This window comes from Pseudomonas sp. TNT2022 ID642 (assembly GCF_028656995.1).
Classification (GTDB): Bacteria; Pseudomonadota; Gammaproteobacteria; order Pseudomonadales; family Pseudomonadaceae; genus Aquipseudomonas.
The window spans coordinates 497959-513985 of record NZ_JAMDGW010000019.1; the positions used below are offsets into that span (position 1 = coordinate 497959).

15 protein-coding genes are annotated in these 16027 nt (G+C 58.5%); 3 read left to right on the top strand and 12 right to left on the bottom strand.

Translation table 11 applies throughout. The features are described from left to right. Positions 1-3: 3 nt before the first annotated feature. Positions 4-2079: an ATP-dependent DNA helicase RecG gene (gene recG / locus M5G26_RS20535; RefSeq protein ID WP_095119801.1), complete on the top strand. Its 2076-nt coding sequence runs from the start codon at positions 4-6 to the stop codon at positions 2077-2079. A 79-nt stretch (positions 2080-2158) separates the two neighbouring features. Beyond that, positions 2159-3559, top strand: a complete 1401-nt coding sequence (locus tag M5G26_RS20540) for an aminoacyl-tRNA deacylase and HDOD domain-containing protein (protein WP_273916321.1) — start codon at positions 2159-2161, stop codon at positions 3557-3559. Positions 3560-3626: 67 nt separating this feature from the next. Here the strand turns inward: M5G26_RS20540 and M5G26_RS20545 are convergent, their stop codons facing one another. Together M5G26_RS20545 and M5G26_RS20550 are read right to left on the bottom strand one after the other, a co-directional pair. Next, positions 3627-4976, bottom strand: coding sequence for a hypothetical protein (locus tag M5G26_RS20545; protein WP_273916322.1), 1350 nt, complete (start codon positions 4974-4976; stop codon positions 3627-3629). 166 nt (positions 4977-5142) lie between these two features. Beyond that, positions 5143-5529, bottom strand: coding sequence for a helicase (locus M5G26_RS20550; protein WP_122612761.1), 387 nt, complete (start codon positions 5527-5529; stop codon positions 5143-5145). Between the two features lie 584 nt (positions 5530-6113). Here M5G26_RS20550 and M5G26_RS20555 point away from each other — a divergent pair. Continuing rightward, positions 6114-6485, top strand: a complete 372-nt coding sequence (locus tag M5G26_RS20555) for a DUF6124 family protein (protein WP_016985802.1) — start codon at positions 6114-6116, stop codon at positions 6483-6485. Between the two features lie 114 nt (positions 6486-6599). On the opposite strand, the gene M5G26_RS20560 is transcribed toward M5G26_RS20555, so the two are convergent. From M5G26_RS20560 to M5G26_RS20605, 10 genes are all read right to left on the bottom strand, one after another. Beyond that, positions 6600-6761 (bottom strand): hypothetical protein, encoded by a 162-nt coding sequence (locus M5G26_RS20560; protein ID WP_194935780.1) that lies wholly within the window; start codon positions 6759-6761, stop codon positions 6600-6602. A 280-nt stretch (positions 6762-7041) separates the two neighbouring features. Beyond that, positions 7042-7482 carry a hypothetical protein gene (locus M5G26_RS20565; RefSeq protein ID WP_163004676.1) on the bottom strand — a complete coding sequence of 147 codons (441 nt, stop codon included), beginning with the start codon at positions 7480-7482 and terminating at the stop codon, positions 7042-7044. A 43-nt stretch (positions 7483-7525) separates the two neighbouring features. Beyond that, complete coding sequence (locus M5G26_RS20570) at positions 7526-8284, bottom strand: lysozyme inhibitor LprI family protein (protein ID WP_273916323.1); 759 nt, start codon at positions 8282-8284, stop codon at positions 7526-7528. Between the two features lie 2 nt (positions 8285-8286). Further along, positions 8287-9135, bottom strand: coding sequence for a tetratricopeptide repeat protein (locus M5G26_RS20575; RefSeq protein ID WP_273916324.1), 849 nt, complete (start codon positions 9133-9135; stop codon positions 8287-8289). 18 nt (positions 9136-9153) lie between these two features. Beyond that, positions 9154-9525, bottom strand: coding sequence for a hypothetical protein (locus M5G26_RS20580; RefSeq protein ID WP_273916325.1), 372 nt, complete (start codon positions 9523-9525; stop codon positions 9154-9156). A gap of 4 nt (positions 9526-9529) precedes the next feature. Then, positions 9530-9985, bottom strand: coding sequence for a hypothetical protein (locus M5G26_RS20585; RefSeq protein ID WP_273916334.1), 456 nt, complete (start codon positions 9983-9985; stop codon positions 9530-9532). Between the two features lie 86 nt (positions 9986-10071). Further along, positions 10072-10581: a hypothetical protein gene (locus tag M5G26_RS20590; protein WP_224796879.1), complete on the bottom strand. Its 510-nt coding sequence runs from the start codon at positions 10579-10581 to the stop codon at positions 10072-10074. Beyond that, positions 10578-13028, bottom strand: a complete 2451-nt coding sequence (locus M5G26_RS20595; protein ID WP_273916326.1) for an alpha/beta fold hydrolase — start codon at positions 13026-13028, stop codon at positions 10578-10580. The genes M5G26_RS20590 and M5G26_RS20595 overlap by 4 nt, the downstream gene beginning before the upstream one ends. A 9-nt stretch (positions 13029-13037) precedes the next feature. Beyond that, the gene (locus M5G26_RS20600; RefSeq protein WP_273916327.1) at positions 13038-14432 is read right to left on the bottom strand and encodes a TIGR01777 family oxidoreductase; all 1395 of its coding nucleotides are present in this window, start codon (positions 14430-14432) and stop codon (positions 13038-13040) included. Positions 14433-14570: 138 nt separating this feature from the next. After that, complete coding sequence (locus tag M5G26_RS20605) at positions 14571-15938, bottom strand: lysozyme inhibitor LprI family protein (protein ID WP_273916335.1); 1368 nt, start codon at positions 15936-15938, stop codon at positions 14571-14573. Between the last annotated feature and the right edge of the window lie 89 nt (positions 15939-16027).

Sequence of the window (16027 nt, forward strand, 5' to 3'; positions counted from 1 at the left end):
GTCATGACGGAGTTGTCGCAAGTGTCGGTGACGGCACTCAAGGGTGTCGGCGAAGCCATGGCCGAGAAATTGGCCAAGGTCGGTCTGGAGAATCTGCAGGACGTGCTGTTTCACCTGCCGCTGCGCTATCAGGATCGCACCCGCGTGGTGCCGATCGGCGCGCTGCGGCCGGGACAGGACGCCGTGGTCGAAGGCACCGTCAGCGGCGCCGATGTGGTCATGGGCCGCCGGCGCAGCCTTGTTGTGCGCTTGCAGGACGGCACCGGTGGTCTCAGCCTGCGCTTCTACCATTTCAGCAACGCGCAGAAAGAAGGCCTCAAGCGCGGCACGCGGGTTCGCTGCTACGGCGAAGCCCGGCCCGGTGCGTCCGGCCTGGAAATCTACCACCCGGAATACCGCGCCATCACCGGTGACGAACCGCCGCCAGTCGATGAAACCCTGACCCCGGTCTATCCGCTCACCGAAGGCCTGACCCAAGCGCGTCTGCGCCAGCTGTGTCTGCAGACGCTGACGATGCTCAAGCCAGACACCCTGCCCGACTGGCTGCCGACCGAACTGGCCCGCGACTACCAACTGGCGCCACTGGCCGATGCGATTCGCTATCTGCACAACCCGCCCGCCGATGCCGACGTCGATGAACTCGCCCTCGGCCATCACTGGGCGCAGCATCGTCTGGCTTTCGAGGAACTGCTGACGCACCAACTTTCACAGCAACGTCTGCGCGAAAGCATGCGTTCGCTGCGCGCGCCAGCCATGCCGAAAGCGAAAAAGCTGCCGCCGAAATATCTGGCCAACCTCGGCTTCAACCCGACCGGTGCGCAACAGCGCGTCGGCAATGAAATCGCCTACGACCTCAGTCAGCACGAACCGATGCTGCGACTGATTCAGGGCGACGTCGGCGCGGGTAAAACCGTGGTCGCCGCCCTCGCCGCCCTGCAAGCGCTGGAGGCGGGTTATCAGGTCGCACTGATGGCGCCGACCGAGATCCTCGCCGAGCAACACTTCATCACCTTCAAGCGCTGGCTCGAGCCGCTGGGCATTGAAGTCGCATGGCTGGCCGGCAAGCTCAAGGGCAAGAACCGCGTTACCGCGCTGGAACAGATCGCCAGCGGCGCGCCGATGGTGGTCGGCACTCACGCGCTGTTCCAGGACGAAGTGCAGTTCAAGAATCTGGCGCTGGTGATCATCGACGAGCAGCACCGCTTCGGCGTGCAGCAGCGTCTGGCGCTGCGGCAGAAAGGCGTCGGCGGGCGCATGTGCCCGCACCAGCTGATCATGACCGCCACGCCGATTCCACGAACATTGGCGATGAGCGCCTACGCCGACCTCGACACCTCGATCCTCGACGAACTGCCACCCGGACGAACGCCGGTTAACACCGTGCTGGTCACCGACACCCGCCGCGTCGAAGTCATCGAACGCGTACGTGGTGCCTGCGCCGAGGGCCGTCAGGCCTATTGGGTGTGCACGCTGATTGAAGAATCCGAAGAGCTGACCTGCCAGGCCGCCGAAACCACCTTCGAAGACCTCACTCTTGCCCTCGGCGAGTTGAAAGTCGGGCTGATTCACGGGCGCATGAAGCCCGTCGAGAAGGCCGCCGTCATGGCCGAATTCAAGGCCGGCAACCTGCAACTGCTGGTCGCCACCACGGTGATCGAAGTCGGCGTCGACGTGCCCAACGCCAGCCTGATGATCATCGAAAACCCCGAGCGCCTCGGTCTCGCGCAACTGCACCAGTTGCGCGGCCGCGTTGGCCGGGGCAGCGCCGCCAGCCATTGCGTGCTGCTCTACCATCCGCCGCTGTCGCAGATCGGTCGCCAGCGCCTGGGCATCATGCGCGAGACCAACGACGGTTTCGTCATCGCCGAAAAAGACCTCGAACTGCGCGGCCCCGGGGAAATGCTCGGCACTCGCCAGACCGGCCTGCTGCAATTCAAAGTCGCCGACCTGATGCGCGACGCCGACCTGCTGCCCGCCGTCCGCGACGCCGCGCAAGCCCTGCTGGAGCGCTGGCCAACCCACGTCAGTCCATTACTCGATCGCTGGTTGCGTCACGGGCAGCAATACGGCCAAGTGTGAGCACCGTCGCAGTTTCTGACAGATCGTTCTGATCAAGCTGGTTATACTCCTGCCATTGTTTCAAAAACGGATACAGATCATGACCGAAGCCGCTCTCGCCCCCGAATCCCCGCACGCGCCGTCTGTCATTCGGCTGCTGCTAGGCAAACTCGGGATCGCCTACGAAGAAGTGCTCGACCACCACGGCCTCAATGCATCGCGCAAGGTACAAGCCGTGTTGCTGGACGACGCCGTCGGCGCGCTGATGGTGCTGTTTCCGCAGAGCCAATTGCTCGACCTCAACCGCCTCGCCGAACTGACTGGCCGTCGCCTGACCGCCGTGTCCACCGAGCGCCTGGAAAAGATGCTCGGCAAACACAGCCTGAGCCTGCTGCCAGGCCTGCCGGCGCTGACCAGCTCGCCGTGCCTATACGAAGAAAGCCTGCTGCGCGAACCGAAGCTGCTGATCAACTCCGGCGAGCCGGGCCTGCTGCTGGAAATCGCCAGCGAAGACTTCAAGACCATGCTGACCAAGGCCAGCGCCGCCAACTTCGGCGAAGCCCTGAGCAGCATCCGCCCGAACCTCGACCGCCCGGACGATGACCGCGAGGAAATCACCCAGGCCATGCAAGCGTTCACCGCGCGGCGCATTCAGCAGCGTCTGGAAGCGACCATCGAGATTCCGCCGCTGGCCGAAACCGCGCAAAAAATCATCAAGCTGCGTGTCGATCCCAACGCCACCATCGACGACATCACCGGCGTGGTTGAAACCGACCCGGCACTGGCCGCACAAGTGGTGAGCTGGGCGGCGTCGCCGTACTACGCCTCGCCGGGCAAGATTCGTTCGGTGGAAGACGCGATCGTTCGCGTGCTGGGTTTCGATCTGGTGATCAACCTCGCGCTGGGCCTGGCCCTCGGCAAGACCCTGAGCCTGCCCAAAGACCACCCGCAACACACCACGCCGTACTGGCAGCAGTCGATCTACACCGCCGCCGTCATCGAAGGCCTGACCCGCGCCATGCCGCGCGCCCAGCGCCCGGAAGCCGGCCTGACCTATCTGGCCGGTCTGCTGCACAACTTCGGTTACCTGCTGCTGGCCCACGTGTTCCCGCCGCACTTCTCGCTGATCTGCCGCCACCTGGAGGTCAACCCGCACCTGTGCCACAGCTACATCGAGCAACACCTGCTCGGTATCAGCCGCGAACAGATCGGCTCGTGGCTGATGCGCTACTGGGACATGCCCGATGAACTGGCCACCGCCCTGCGCTTCCAGCACGACCCAAGCTACGACGGCGCCTACGCCGAATACCCGAACCTCGTGTGTTTGGCCGTGCGTCTGCTGCGCAGCCGCGGGATTGGCTCTGGGCCGGATGAAGACATTCCGGATGCGCTGCTTGAACGTGTGGGCCTGACTCGCGACAAAGCCAACGACGTTGTCAGCAAAGTGCTTGAGGCTGAAGTGCTGCTGCGTGAACTGGCCTCGCAGTTCAGCCAGGCCTAAAAAACCCGCGCTCACTGGATCAGTTCGATCTGTGAGAGCGGGTGTTCATTAGCCTGTTGCTCATCTCTCAAGCAAGGTAGCGTGCGATCCAACCGCTATTGGCGAAGCTTTGCCGGTCTTTATGAAAATCACCGCAGATGACGATACGGTTCTGTGCCGTGACGGTCATATCACGCGCCACTTCCAGCCGATCAGACTGATCAAAAATCACCCATCCCTGACCGTTGAATGACGTATCAAGCTCGCCGGTCAGTGAATAGCGTGCACAGACCGCATGCGTATCGTCGGTAAGAAACACGTCGCCACTGGTACCGGACACGATTAACGTGTCTTCATCCTTTCCGCCAAAGGCGCAAGACGTCCAAAGCTGACCAGTCTCGGGCAAAACATTTTTGATTAACGGTTGGCCGTTATTGAAAAGCGGATGATTCGAACCGTCGCCCTTGAGCACGAAAATAATACCGACACCATGGAAGGCACCTTCACCGGCCTGACCTCCTGCCAGCGCAATTATTCCGTCCCTTTTCCTCACGGCAACATCGTAAAAAGCCGGGAACCGATCAGAAGAAAACTTCACAGTCTTGAACGTGTTGTCCTGCGCGCCATCCTTCGTGAAGCGCACGGCATAGGAGCCAAAAATACCTTCATCATGGAAGTCACCGTAGACCAGCAAACCACCCTCCGTGTGAGCTGCCACCCCACGCGCAAGGCTATCACCCGCTATTCCCAAATCAACGCTGGCCGAACCTGTCTGGTTAAAATCCTTGTCAAAGCTGCCATCAGGATTGAGGCGCGTGATCAAGCCCCTGGTTTGTCCTGTGGAAGGAACATATCCAAAACTGGCCAAGGCGATTTTTTTGTCTGGCAACTCGATACCGGACATCCCCGAATTGGCACCGCCCTGAACAACAGGCTCCGACTGCTGGCCCGCACTTCGGCTCGCGGGAATACCGTTCATTGTCCGACCACTTAGAGTCGCGGGAATTGCACCGTATGGGAAATCCAGTACACCACCCTTGCCAAACCCATTATTGAGACGACCGTCTTCAAGTAGACGAACGACAATAAAACCACTTTTATCGGGTGGCCATATATAAGTGACGATAATCAGCATCCCGTCATCACTCAGCAGGCTGGCACCTGAAATCTCAGCCACGTGTTTTTCTGGGGTAAGTATCCGCACAAAGCCTTGTTGGCCTTCTCCGAAGCCGGTGCCCACATCGAGACGTCCTTTTTCAGTAAGGCGTGCAACTACGAAACCACGGGGAGAGCCCGGCTCAGTCGCTACGGCAATCAACTTGCCGTCGGGTAAAGAAAGAACAGCTTGAGGGGCAATGCTGGCGAACTCAGGAAAATCCCAATTGAGTACGCCGGCATCGGCGAAAGCGGGATCTAATGTACCGGGCAGTAATGTCATGATGATTATTCTCCAAACGGGTTAAGTCCTTTATCGCTGGACCTTTTCCATGGAGCACCACAATGCAAATAAAAACACCTGTCACTTATGACAGGTACGTATGGTGTATAGAGCCAAATCAGTGGCTTTGCGGGCCAGCTTCATCAACTGAATGACTTCAAGAATTTCAGGCCTTATTCGGCTTTGCCTTCCTCGGCTTCAAATACTTCATCAACCCTTGAAACCACATCACCAGCGCCGGATTGCCCTTGAGCTGGATCGACTTGTCCTGAATCCCCTGCATAAACGCCAACTGCTTGTTCTTCGCCTGCATCGTGGCAAAGCCATAACCGGCATCTTTAAACGCAATCGCAAACGCCGGCTCTGCCACCACGCCAGACTTGCTGGTGATGCGCTGATCCTTGACCACAAAATGCCGCGCCACTTTCCCGTCCAGCGTCTGCAGCTGAAACACCAGATCCTTGTCACCCAACTGCTGCTGGAACGCAGGATTTGTCCGGCTGGCCTTACCCATCAACAAACCCATCATCCACAGAAGAAAACGAAATTTCATGCGCACAGCCTCAAAAGGAAAATGAACGGCCGGGGCAGTGTAAGGGATTCGGACGATAACGCCAGTATCTGACGTTATTGGAAGATGATGCAGCCAATTTCCCGCACGATGACCGCCAAGTCACGATTCAGCGCTCGCCCACTGATCGTTCCCCCGCTCCGCGTGGGAATGCATCCCGAGACGCTCCGCGTCTCACCACTCACCTTTCCTACACCTGTTGAAACACATCCCTGTAGGAGCTGGCGAAGCCTGCGATCTTTTGATCTTCCGCCCCGCGAATCTATGGGAAATTTCCTGCAAAGTGCGGTGCTGTCCATGAACTAGGCGAGTTGGCTGGCTATCGATAGGCTCTGTGTGTCGCCGCAGATTGGCGATACGGACGTGCAAGTCCGGTTGGAGTACACATTGGTTATGGCAATTCGCCGAGCGTTTTCCTATGCTCGCGGATCGTTATGGCGGCTGTGTATGGGAGGCCTTCGGGTCTGCCGGGTTACTCCACCGGTCTTGCACACCTATGCACAGCTGCCACCACTTTCGAAGTGCGAGCGAAACGGTGTCGGCTCCTTAAACTGGAGTAAGACCGAATGATCAAACCAACACCCAATCCCCCAGAAAACCCGGATATTTCGCCCTACGAATCTCTGGAATCAAAGAAATTCCACGAAGCCGCCGAACGCGCCCTCGACCACCATTTCAAACCAGCCGTCGAACCACACCCCAAACGCGAGAACGGCCTCTTCAAACTCTCCCCCGGCACCGACGCCGAAGCCCTCATGGCCAACGCCTCCGAAGACCTCCTGTCCATCAGCGTCATCGCCTGCGACCTCGCCGACGACCTCCACGGCTCCCGCCGCTCGGTGGCGCTGGCCCTGAGCAGAATGGCGGACGGCGTGAGATTGATGGTGGAAGGGACGCTCGACCAGATTGAAGTGCGAAGCGTGGCGGCCAAGCCGTAGCGAAGTCTGTGGATGAAAAAAGGGGACGTTAAGTCCCCTTTCTGCAACTACCTGTAGAAATCCAGACACAAAAAAGCTGCTAATCACGGCAGCTTTTTTGAGAATCCGAAACCTTCAGCCAGCCAGTCGACCGACTGGCTCGAAGTCACTGCCATTGGACAGAGCAACATCCAGAAAGCGGCTGCGCTTACCAGAGCGCTTGGCCAAAACTTCACGAGCTTCGGCCTGGAACCGGGCAGCCATCATAGGCTTGGGTTCATGTTTGGACTTTTTCATGGAAACCTCTCGGGTCTCGAAATTTGACTGGTTCGCCCTGTCTTCCGGCGCCACCCGCCCCCTTGATTCTTGGACATAGATAATCAATGGCAATTTTGAAGGTCGAGAGAGTAGCGATATTTGAAAGCTCTTGAATAGCCGCCGGAAACACTCCGACATTGATTATCTGATCGAAGCAAACCGCAGGCTCTATCCCTGTCGCTGACTCATCACACATCGGCGAGACGGGATTGACTACCCATAAAGGGACGTTAAGTCCCCTTCCTGAATATTCTCTGCCTCACCACTGGCAACCTGTTTCAGGTTTCGAATCCACGTTGTAATCGTTTTCAAACGAATACTTCTTTGCGGATTTGTAATTCGTATACGACATCGCATCAACCCGGCCACCCTGAGTGACCATCTGATACTCACCTGTCAGTGCACCATCAACTACTTCAACCCAAGTTGTCGTGTACTGGTAGGGCCGGCCATACACGAGTTCTTCTTGTTCAGTACTGCGATGAACCAGCCCAATAGCCTTTTTTGACTTGCTGTATTTGACGCCAGCACCGCTCCACTTGGCGACAGAGTCGTAATAGGTTCGGAATTCAAAATTTATGGGTTTGCCTTCGTAGGAGCGGAAGCAAAAAACCTCGGTCGTGACCTCGCTATGAGCCGCCAGAGGAACGAAAACGAGCAACGCGGAAAACAATGCAGACGAAAATTTCAAACCGAACATTCCTTTAGCGGTTTCAGGGGTATCAGCAAATTACTCTGGCCTGTTATGCCCCAGGCTCAAGCGCGCCGCACTTCAGCTCTTTGATTTGCTCACGCTGAATCGGAACCACACATGCAAGGCGCTTCTCTCCGAGCCCACGAAGCTCCGTCAAACTGAGCGTCACGTGCAACCCATCCTCGGCAAACACATGATCCTCAAACCCGGCATCGGCATAATCCGTCCAAAATGCCTTGCCCTCGAAACGGCAGAACCGCTTGGAGGACAGCACCCTCCAACCGCCGTTGGGCGCCAGTATTTGGACCGTCAGACATGGGCTGCCAAAGGTGCTGACATAACGTGCCACGACATCGCCGAAGCGCTGGGAGCCGGACAGGTACACCTTGTTGAGATCAACCACATTACCCGGCTCATCAGCGACGATCGTGTCCAGATAAGCCGCACGCTCCAGACTCATTCTGGCCATGCAGTTGTTGATCGTCGTGACATGCGCTGCCACTCCTGGCTCGATTTCCGTGGCTTCAAGCGGGCACGTGGTGTCGCGTAGCTTGATCCAGGCGCGCTGGGATTCTCTGGCCATGGCGACCAGCGCCTTACCCTGCTCAGGGTCGCGCCGCTGTTGAGCCTCAAACCGTCCCAACAGTTTCTTGTAGTTGGCATTGAGTAGCGTGTCGGCTTCCTTGCGGGCCGCCTCCACACACCGATCGACCTGGGCGCTCACGGTGATTTCTTTGCAGTCGTCCTCGGCCATCGCGCAGGAGGCAAACAGGCATCCAAAGGACAACGCGATAAAACGCGCAAACATGTTCAATTTTTCATTCCCTGAATGACGGATCGCTCAACGACACGTTGAGGTATTTTCTGCGCCTTGCCGGCGGCACTCATTGCGTCGCGGTATTGGCTGTAATAGCGCTGCGCTTCGCCTTTCCGATCAAGGCGCCAGAGCGAGTCGGCAATGTTCAACATCAGTACCGTGCGTTTACCAACGGCCTCAACGCCGCGATAAAACTTCAGCGCCAGCTCATCTCTACCGCCCTCGGCCAGATAAAAACCGAGGTCGTTGTAGACCCGAATATTTTGCGCCGGGGGATGGCACGCCATGTAGGACTCTGGACTTAGAAAGTTCAGGCTCGATTCGATGGACTCTGCGCGGGACTGTACCGGCTCGATACTCGAAGCATTTTTCAGCAGGTCCTTGGGTGACTTAGTCTCCAAGACAGGATTGAGCACCCCGCCCTCTTCGGAAACCCATTGCTTGCCTACCCATTTTCCCTCACAAAACCGCTCGTAACTCTCAGCAAGCACGCAACCGGTTTCCATCGAGATCACATCGCAATGCCCTTGTGATGTCGCTATTTCCTCACCGTTCTCACCTATGACTACGCCGTACTCCACCGCAGTCGCCAGTAGAAATTTTTTGTCAGGGCTGAGCCATTCAGGATAAGCCTGGGCACCAATGCCGGCATGAAACAACGGGAACGTTTTTCCATTCGCGTTGAACCAGGCAGTGGTAGATTCCACGACGGGTGATGTCCATTTTTTTGCCTGGAACGTAACTGTGTTTCCGGCGGCTCCCACTATTGGCGGGTCAACGGCAAAGACATTGGTAGCGCTGAACAAACTGCCAATCATCAACATCCACTTAAGGCTGGCCATAGCTAATCCTTTTTGCCGTTAGCCGGCCTTTTGTTTTGTCAGGCACTTTGCATAGCCGTCCGCAAACTTGGCATCGAATGACAACGCCACCGGTTCATCCAGCTCGGCCGAGGTGTTGAGCAATTTGTGAGTAGCCGGGGTGTATTTGATCCAGCCAATCGTGCCGGTGCCGTCGGTGTCGAAAAACAGCTGAGCGCGCACTACTTCACCGTCGTCCTCGTCGATCAGCAGGTTGACCTTGTCCTTGCCGTCATAACGAAACGGAAAATCGCTGCTCCTGACAAGCTCAGTAAGGTAGCCGTAGCAACTCCCTTCACTGGCAGTCGCGGGCAGTGAATGAGGTAAAAGCGAAAACGCAATCAGCACAGGCCGAATGAAAAACCAGTTCATCCACTCACTCCTCATCCATCGGCGACGATTCCACGTCGGTCATGCTCAGCAGCCGAAACTCATTGTTCACAAACTCGTAGTAACGATCCCGATTACCACTTTCCAAAGCATTCCCCTGCGCATCTTCTTCGCCGTCGAGCGTGATGCCGGAGACGATGATCAAGCTGCTGTCGGGCTGGTAAACCATGCCGAACGTGCTGCCGTCGTAAGCATTCGGCAGACCGCCAACAACCTCACCGGTCTGAGCGTCCAGCACTTCGCCGCAAATGGCGCTACCGCCACAGCCGAGCCTGTGCAGGATGTAATGGCCGGCGAAGTTGACCTTGCCTTTCAGGGCTAGCACCCGTGCCTGATCCATCATTGGGCTGCTGTTTTCCTGCGGCACCAGTTTATGGTTGGGGCCCGTGAAAACTGGCGTGACGGTGTAATCCTTGAAGGCTGGATCGGCAGCGAATGCCATGGACGCGGCAGCCAATATCAAGCTGCCGAGAAGAACTGAAAATCCTTTCACGTAATAACTCCGTAAATGCAGTGGGGACCGTCGACTTACTCAGACTGCCCTTCATAAAGCTGTGTCTGCGGATTGAATTGCCACAGATGGGGCCGGGTCATGGCCTCTTTGCCCTTGTAGCGGATCTGGTCGCGCTTATCGCGGATGTAGGAGTAGATCTCGATGTCTTTTACATCGCCGCCGTTCTTGGGCGGTCCGTCCAGTACCTTGACCTCGGCGAAGTAATCGCCGCCGACATGCTTCAAGTAACCGTGGCACTGGATAAGGAAGGCGAAGGTCGAGTCACCCGCTGAACCACGGCTTGAGTAGGAGGTGAAAATGAAGTCCTCCTGACCGTCGCCGTTGAGATCGCCGCGATACACCACCTTGCCCTCCTCCAGACTGAATCCATCAGTTTGAAAACTTGAATGTATGTCCAGGACGTAATCGGGTCTTTCCACCCATTGCGAGAGAAAATTCTTCGTATCGGTCTCCGAATTGCACAGATCCGTTGCCATGCTCACCATCGGCAACCAGGCCAAACACATCAACAACAGTCGTTTCACTTCGCATCCTTCGAATTGATCAATTCCAACTCACCATCCCGATACACCACCTCACACCCCACCCACGCCGAATCCACCTGCGGTATCACCGCCGATGGCTTGCGCAGCTCCCGCAGCAACGTCGAGCCATGCGACAAGCGTCCGCCCATCCGCGCAATCACTGCCCGCGCGGTTTGGTAATGCGCATGTCGCCCCGGATCGAGGGTATCTTCGAGCAAGATGTCCTCGCCGAGGATGCCTTGCACCTGCCCCGGATAAATCATGAACCCGGTGGCCTGCTCAGCACCTTCGCGACCGTCCTGCCAGAAGCTGCCGTCGCGGGCGCGCACATCCGGATGCGGCGCGAACCAGTGTTCGCGGTCGGCCAACGGCGTGGCGTGGTGCAGGCGGAAGAAGATGCGCATCAGGTTGTCGCGGTACCACTCGCGCACTTGCAGGTAGTAGCCGCGCAGGCCCGGCAGGCCGGTCGAATGCGCGAAGCGGATCAGCCCTGACCATTGCGGGAATGGCTGTAGCGGCAGTTCGCTCGACGCGGGTCGAGGGGTGGCCGGATCAGTTTCCCACGGCAATCGATGCGGACTGTTTTCAAGATTGTCGTAAGCGGTCGGCGGGCGGCCCAGCCAATCACCGCCGCTGCTGGCCAGCGCCGTGGCGATGCACAGATTGCCTTGCACCACGAACACGTAAAACCGGGTGAACCAGTCCGCGAGTTGTTGGCCATCGGCAGTTTGGGCGACGAGTTCGGCCAGTTCCCGATCGAAGCGCTGCAAGCCGCTTTCAAGATTCAGCAAATGGCCGCGAGCCTTGCGTTGCATACGCAAAAACAGCGGCAACGAACGCAGCATCTTCAGCGGTTGCCACGGCAGATGCGGAGTCGCCCCGCCAACTTCACCGGCGTAGTTGCTGGCGCTGATGCCCCAGTCGGCCAGCCTAGCGAGAAACAGGTCATTGTTGATGTAGGACGCGCCGCCGAACACCGCGGTGAACGGTTCGTTGTCCTGCAACACCCGCGCATCCCAACGCGCCATGATCGCCGGGATACTCGCTGCCGCGCGGCGCTGGGCGTATTCCACCAACACGCTCGGTTGCGGCGGCAGGATCTCGGCGATATTGGCGGCGGTCAGGTGGCGGCGCCAGCCGTAATCGCTGATCGGCCGGTATTGCAGCAGCCACAGCTGTGAGCCGTCCCAGGCCCATTCGACATCGCCGGGCACGTAGTGGAACACGCGCAGTACGTCTTGCAGAAAGCGCCAGAGCAGGTCTTCGGTCAAACCATGGGACGACGTGAACATGCCGCTGCGCCAGGCATCGCCGAGCCGCGAAAGCGTTGCCTGCGAGGGGCTGACGTGACCGTCGGCCAGCGATTCGAGATGGCCTTCCACCCACTCAAGTTCTACCGAGAGATGGCGCACGAAAGCGATGCCGGAAACGACCGGCGTGATGAAGCGCTGCACCACCACTTCCTCGACACCTTCGGCCGTCAGTTCGGCGATGCGTGTTGGCACGTTGGCGGTCGGCTCGCGCAGATAGGTGGTGCTCAAACCGGCATTCGCGGAGTCGGCCTGATCTTCGCCATAACTGGAGGAGCGCACCGCCCAGGTCACATCAGGTTGGGCGGCGAGAAATGCCGGCAGACGCGGGTCAGTGCAATCGTTGAGAGTCAGCGCCGCCGGCACCGCTTGCCGCGCCAGTTCAGCCAGGCGCAAACGACCGCCCTTGGTGTGGGCGACAAACCCACGCTCGCCCGACTCCAGCCACTGCGCGAACTGCGCGGGCGAGTCGATCCACGGGTAATGACCCCAACCGGGTTTCAGGCTGATGCTCAGATCGGCGCGGGCTAGAATCGCCGACCACGCCGCCGCTTGCTCGATGCCGAGCACCGCGTCCTGATCACCCCAAACCAACTCGACCGGATCGCTGATCCACTCCAGCAGCGGCAGCGCAGTATCGGCACGAATCAGATCCCAGTGCGGCACGAATGCACGACAGCGCGCATAGCCGGCGCCCATGCGCTGGTACTGCGCGGGCGTCCAGGTCTGGTTGGAGAACTTGCGGGCGAACAGCGTGGGTTTGTTCGACAGCAGCCAATGAATGGTCTTGCGAATCGGCAGCGGCGACATCAGTGCCGGCAAGCGCCGCTGCCACAGAAACGCCCCGACCGGCGCCAGCAAAACACTGCGGGAAAAGTGCCCGGGCCAACGTTGCAACGCATGCAACACCAGCAACGCATTGACCCCGACTGCCATGATCGCGCTGCCCTTCTGCGTCATCGCCAACAAGGTCTGCGCGTAGTCCGCCAGATCCTCGCAGGGCGGTTGTGGATTCGCGCCGAAGCCCGGCAACTCCATCGGCACGACTTCGTAACGCTGGAAGTGCGGCAGTGCGTCGTCCCACCAATCGGCGGCGCTGCCGTTGCCGGCCAGCAGGTACATCAACGGCTTGCTCATGGACGATCCTCAGGTCAGATCGCGCAGAGCGGCGTCGAGGGTTGGATAACGGAATGTGTAACCGGCCTCGGTCAAACGCTGCGGCACCACGCGCTGACCGTCGAAGAACAACTGCGCCATCTCTCCCGCCAATGCACGCACTGGCGCGGCGGGAATGTGCAACCACACCGGACGCTTGAGGACCTTGCCGGCCTGCTCGGCAAACGCTGCCTGACTGACCGTTTCCGGCGCGACCATGTTGTAGGTGCCACGCAGAGTGTCGTCGTTGAAAGCCCGCGCGATCACCTGAAGCACATCGTCGCGATGCACCCAACTCATGATCTGCCGACCATCGCCCATGCGCCCGCCGAAACCCAGGCGGAACGGCAGCAGCAACGGCGTCAACGCACCACCCGGGCCGAACACTACGCCTAGGCGCAGCACCACCTGACGCACGCCAAACTCAGTGGCCGGTTGCGCGGCGGCTTCCCAACGCGCGCAGAGTTCGGCCATGAAGCCGTCGCCCTTGCTGGCGCTTTCGTCGAGGTTTTCACTGGCGTCGCGCACGCCGTAGAAGCCGATGGCCGAGGCTTGAATCCACAGCGCCGGTTTTTGCTTGGTGTTCTGCAACCAGGTCATCAGCGCTTCGGTGGTGCCGACTCGACTGGCGAGCAGTTGCGCCTGACGTTTGGGAGTCCAGCGTGGGCCGGCGACAGGGGCGCCGGCGAGATTGATCACCACGTCGAAAGCTTCGTCATGACTGAGTTCGCTGAGCGAATGCACACAGCGGACGCGGCCATTGAATAGATTGGCCGCGTTCAACGGATCGCGCGTCAGGACGCTGACCGAGTGGCCCGCGTCGAGTAATTGATTGACCAAGGCTTCGCCGATGAACCCGGTGCCGCCGGTGATCAGCACACGCTTGAAAGCGCCATCGGCAAACGGGTTGGATTGGCTCGGTGCCTTTACTGAAGGGGATTTTCGGCGGTCATGCCGATACAACCAGAACAGCGGCGGCAACAACACCAGCAACGCAAAACCGTCGAGCCACAGGTGCGACCAGACCTGTTGTTGCGCCGAGAGCCACATGTCCTGCGGCGCCCATAACAGGATGCCGGCGATCAACCAGACCCACACTGCCGGGGCTTTCGAGCGATTGCCCAAGTGCACCAGCGCGAGCATGTACAGCGAATAACTTTGCAACGTCGCGCCGAACAGCGCGAGCCACCAGACTTGTTGGTCGTGGCCGGCGACGGGCACCGGGTCGGCGCCCCAGAATGTGAGTTCGAGGGTGTGCAGATAGCCGTCGAGTAAGCCGGAGTGACCGGCCCAGGTCAGGGTGAGACCGGCGAGAATGTGCACGATTGCGGCGGCGTATAGCCAGAGCACTAGCGCTGGGCGAAGGGAGATCGAAGGGGCTGGCATTCCGTGTCCTGAGCGCATTCCTTGGGGGTGGGGAGTTTAAAGGAAAATGGTGGTCGTCAGATGCTCAAAAACTAAACGTTTTACCGGACGTATTCAGACTCAACGACTGCGAAAACGCATCAGACATGACCCGGCATTTCAGATGCAGTGACTGGCCTTGATAGGTTCAGCGCCCTGCGATCCCAATCGCCCCACGTTGAAGATGCCCAACTGATTACCTTTGTCAGCCGCCATCTGATAACAGGCTAACGCCCGGGACATATCCTTCGTTCCAAACTCGCCACCTTCAAAGGTCGAGGCCAGATAATTCATCGCATCAGCGGAGCCCATGGAAATAGCACGAATAACCTGCTCTTTTGCCTGCTCGGGATGGAGGCAAGGGCCGCTATAGTCGGTGGAGTTTCCGACGCAAAAAAACGTGGCATAGGCCAACGCGCCACTCGGTATTTTCGAGGCCGCTTTGAACAACGCCTCTACCTTGCTCGTTTCCAACTGAGACGCCATTTGCGAAAGGCTCAGGCTTGCCGCCGACAGGCTCGCCTGCGCGTCACCCGACTCTGCAGCACAGACAAAATTTTCCAGCGACGCTTCAATCAACTCCACCGTCAGCGGGTATTGCTCAAGAAACCCTAGCCCGCCCAACGCTTCTGCACGTTGATAACAGAAGTTCTCGGCGCGGCTCATTCCCGGGTTATCTGTTGCGACAAGATCCTTCTCACTGATCGACCAATCCTCAATCCCCTCAAGCACCCAGCACGCCTGACGAGAGAAGTTGAAGATTTTCACATTGCTGTTACCCGCCCGTTTATCCACAACGTTGACGTGACTGTCGTCGACCTCTTCGATCTCGACTCCAGGTGTCTTACCGGGTGTGATTGCAGCCATCAGCGGATAGGTGAACGTTGTTCCACTAACTCCCGAGGTCGAAGGCTCAAAGGTACTTCGATCCTTCCCGGCTACCGGTTTCAACACCAGCGACTTGACCGTCATTGCAGTGAGACGGCGTTGTGATTCGCTGTTGGCGGAAAACGCAGTCAGGAAAGGCGCGAACTCCTCCGAGGGGCAAGCGTCGCTGGTGGGAGCCATCGAAGCGTTCTTGTCGGATGCAAGAGCAGGGACAATCTTGTCCAGGTACGCCGAACGCTCACGACTCATTCTGGCGATACACGAGTTAACGGCAAACACATGCGCTGGCATCCCCGTCTCGATCTCGAATGCCTCCAAAGGGCAGTTCGCATCGCGCAACTTCAACCACGCACGTTGCGACTCTTTGACCTTCGCGGCGTACTCCGCGCCCAATGCCGGATCTGCTCGATAGTCAGACTCAAGTCGCGTCATCAGCTGCTTGTAGCTGACATTCAACTGCGTATCGGCAGCCTTCTTCACCGCCTCCGAGCAGGGCACCATTTCCAGACTTGAGGTGATATGGCTGCAGTCGTCCTGCGAATAGGCAGCTGAAACTGGCAGTAGTAGCGCGGCTAGCAGGGTAAAAACAAAACGGTTCAATGTGTTCTTCCTTGAGTCATTCAGGTTTGCGGGGGAGGCAGATTTACCCAAGTATCCCTTACGGAAAATCTGCTCTATTTGCGCCCGCG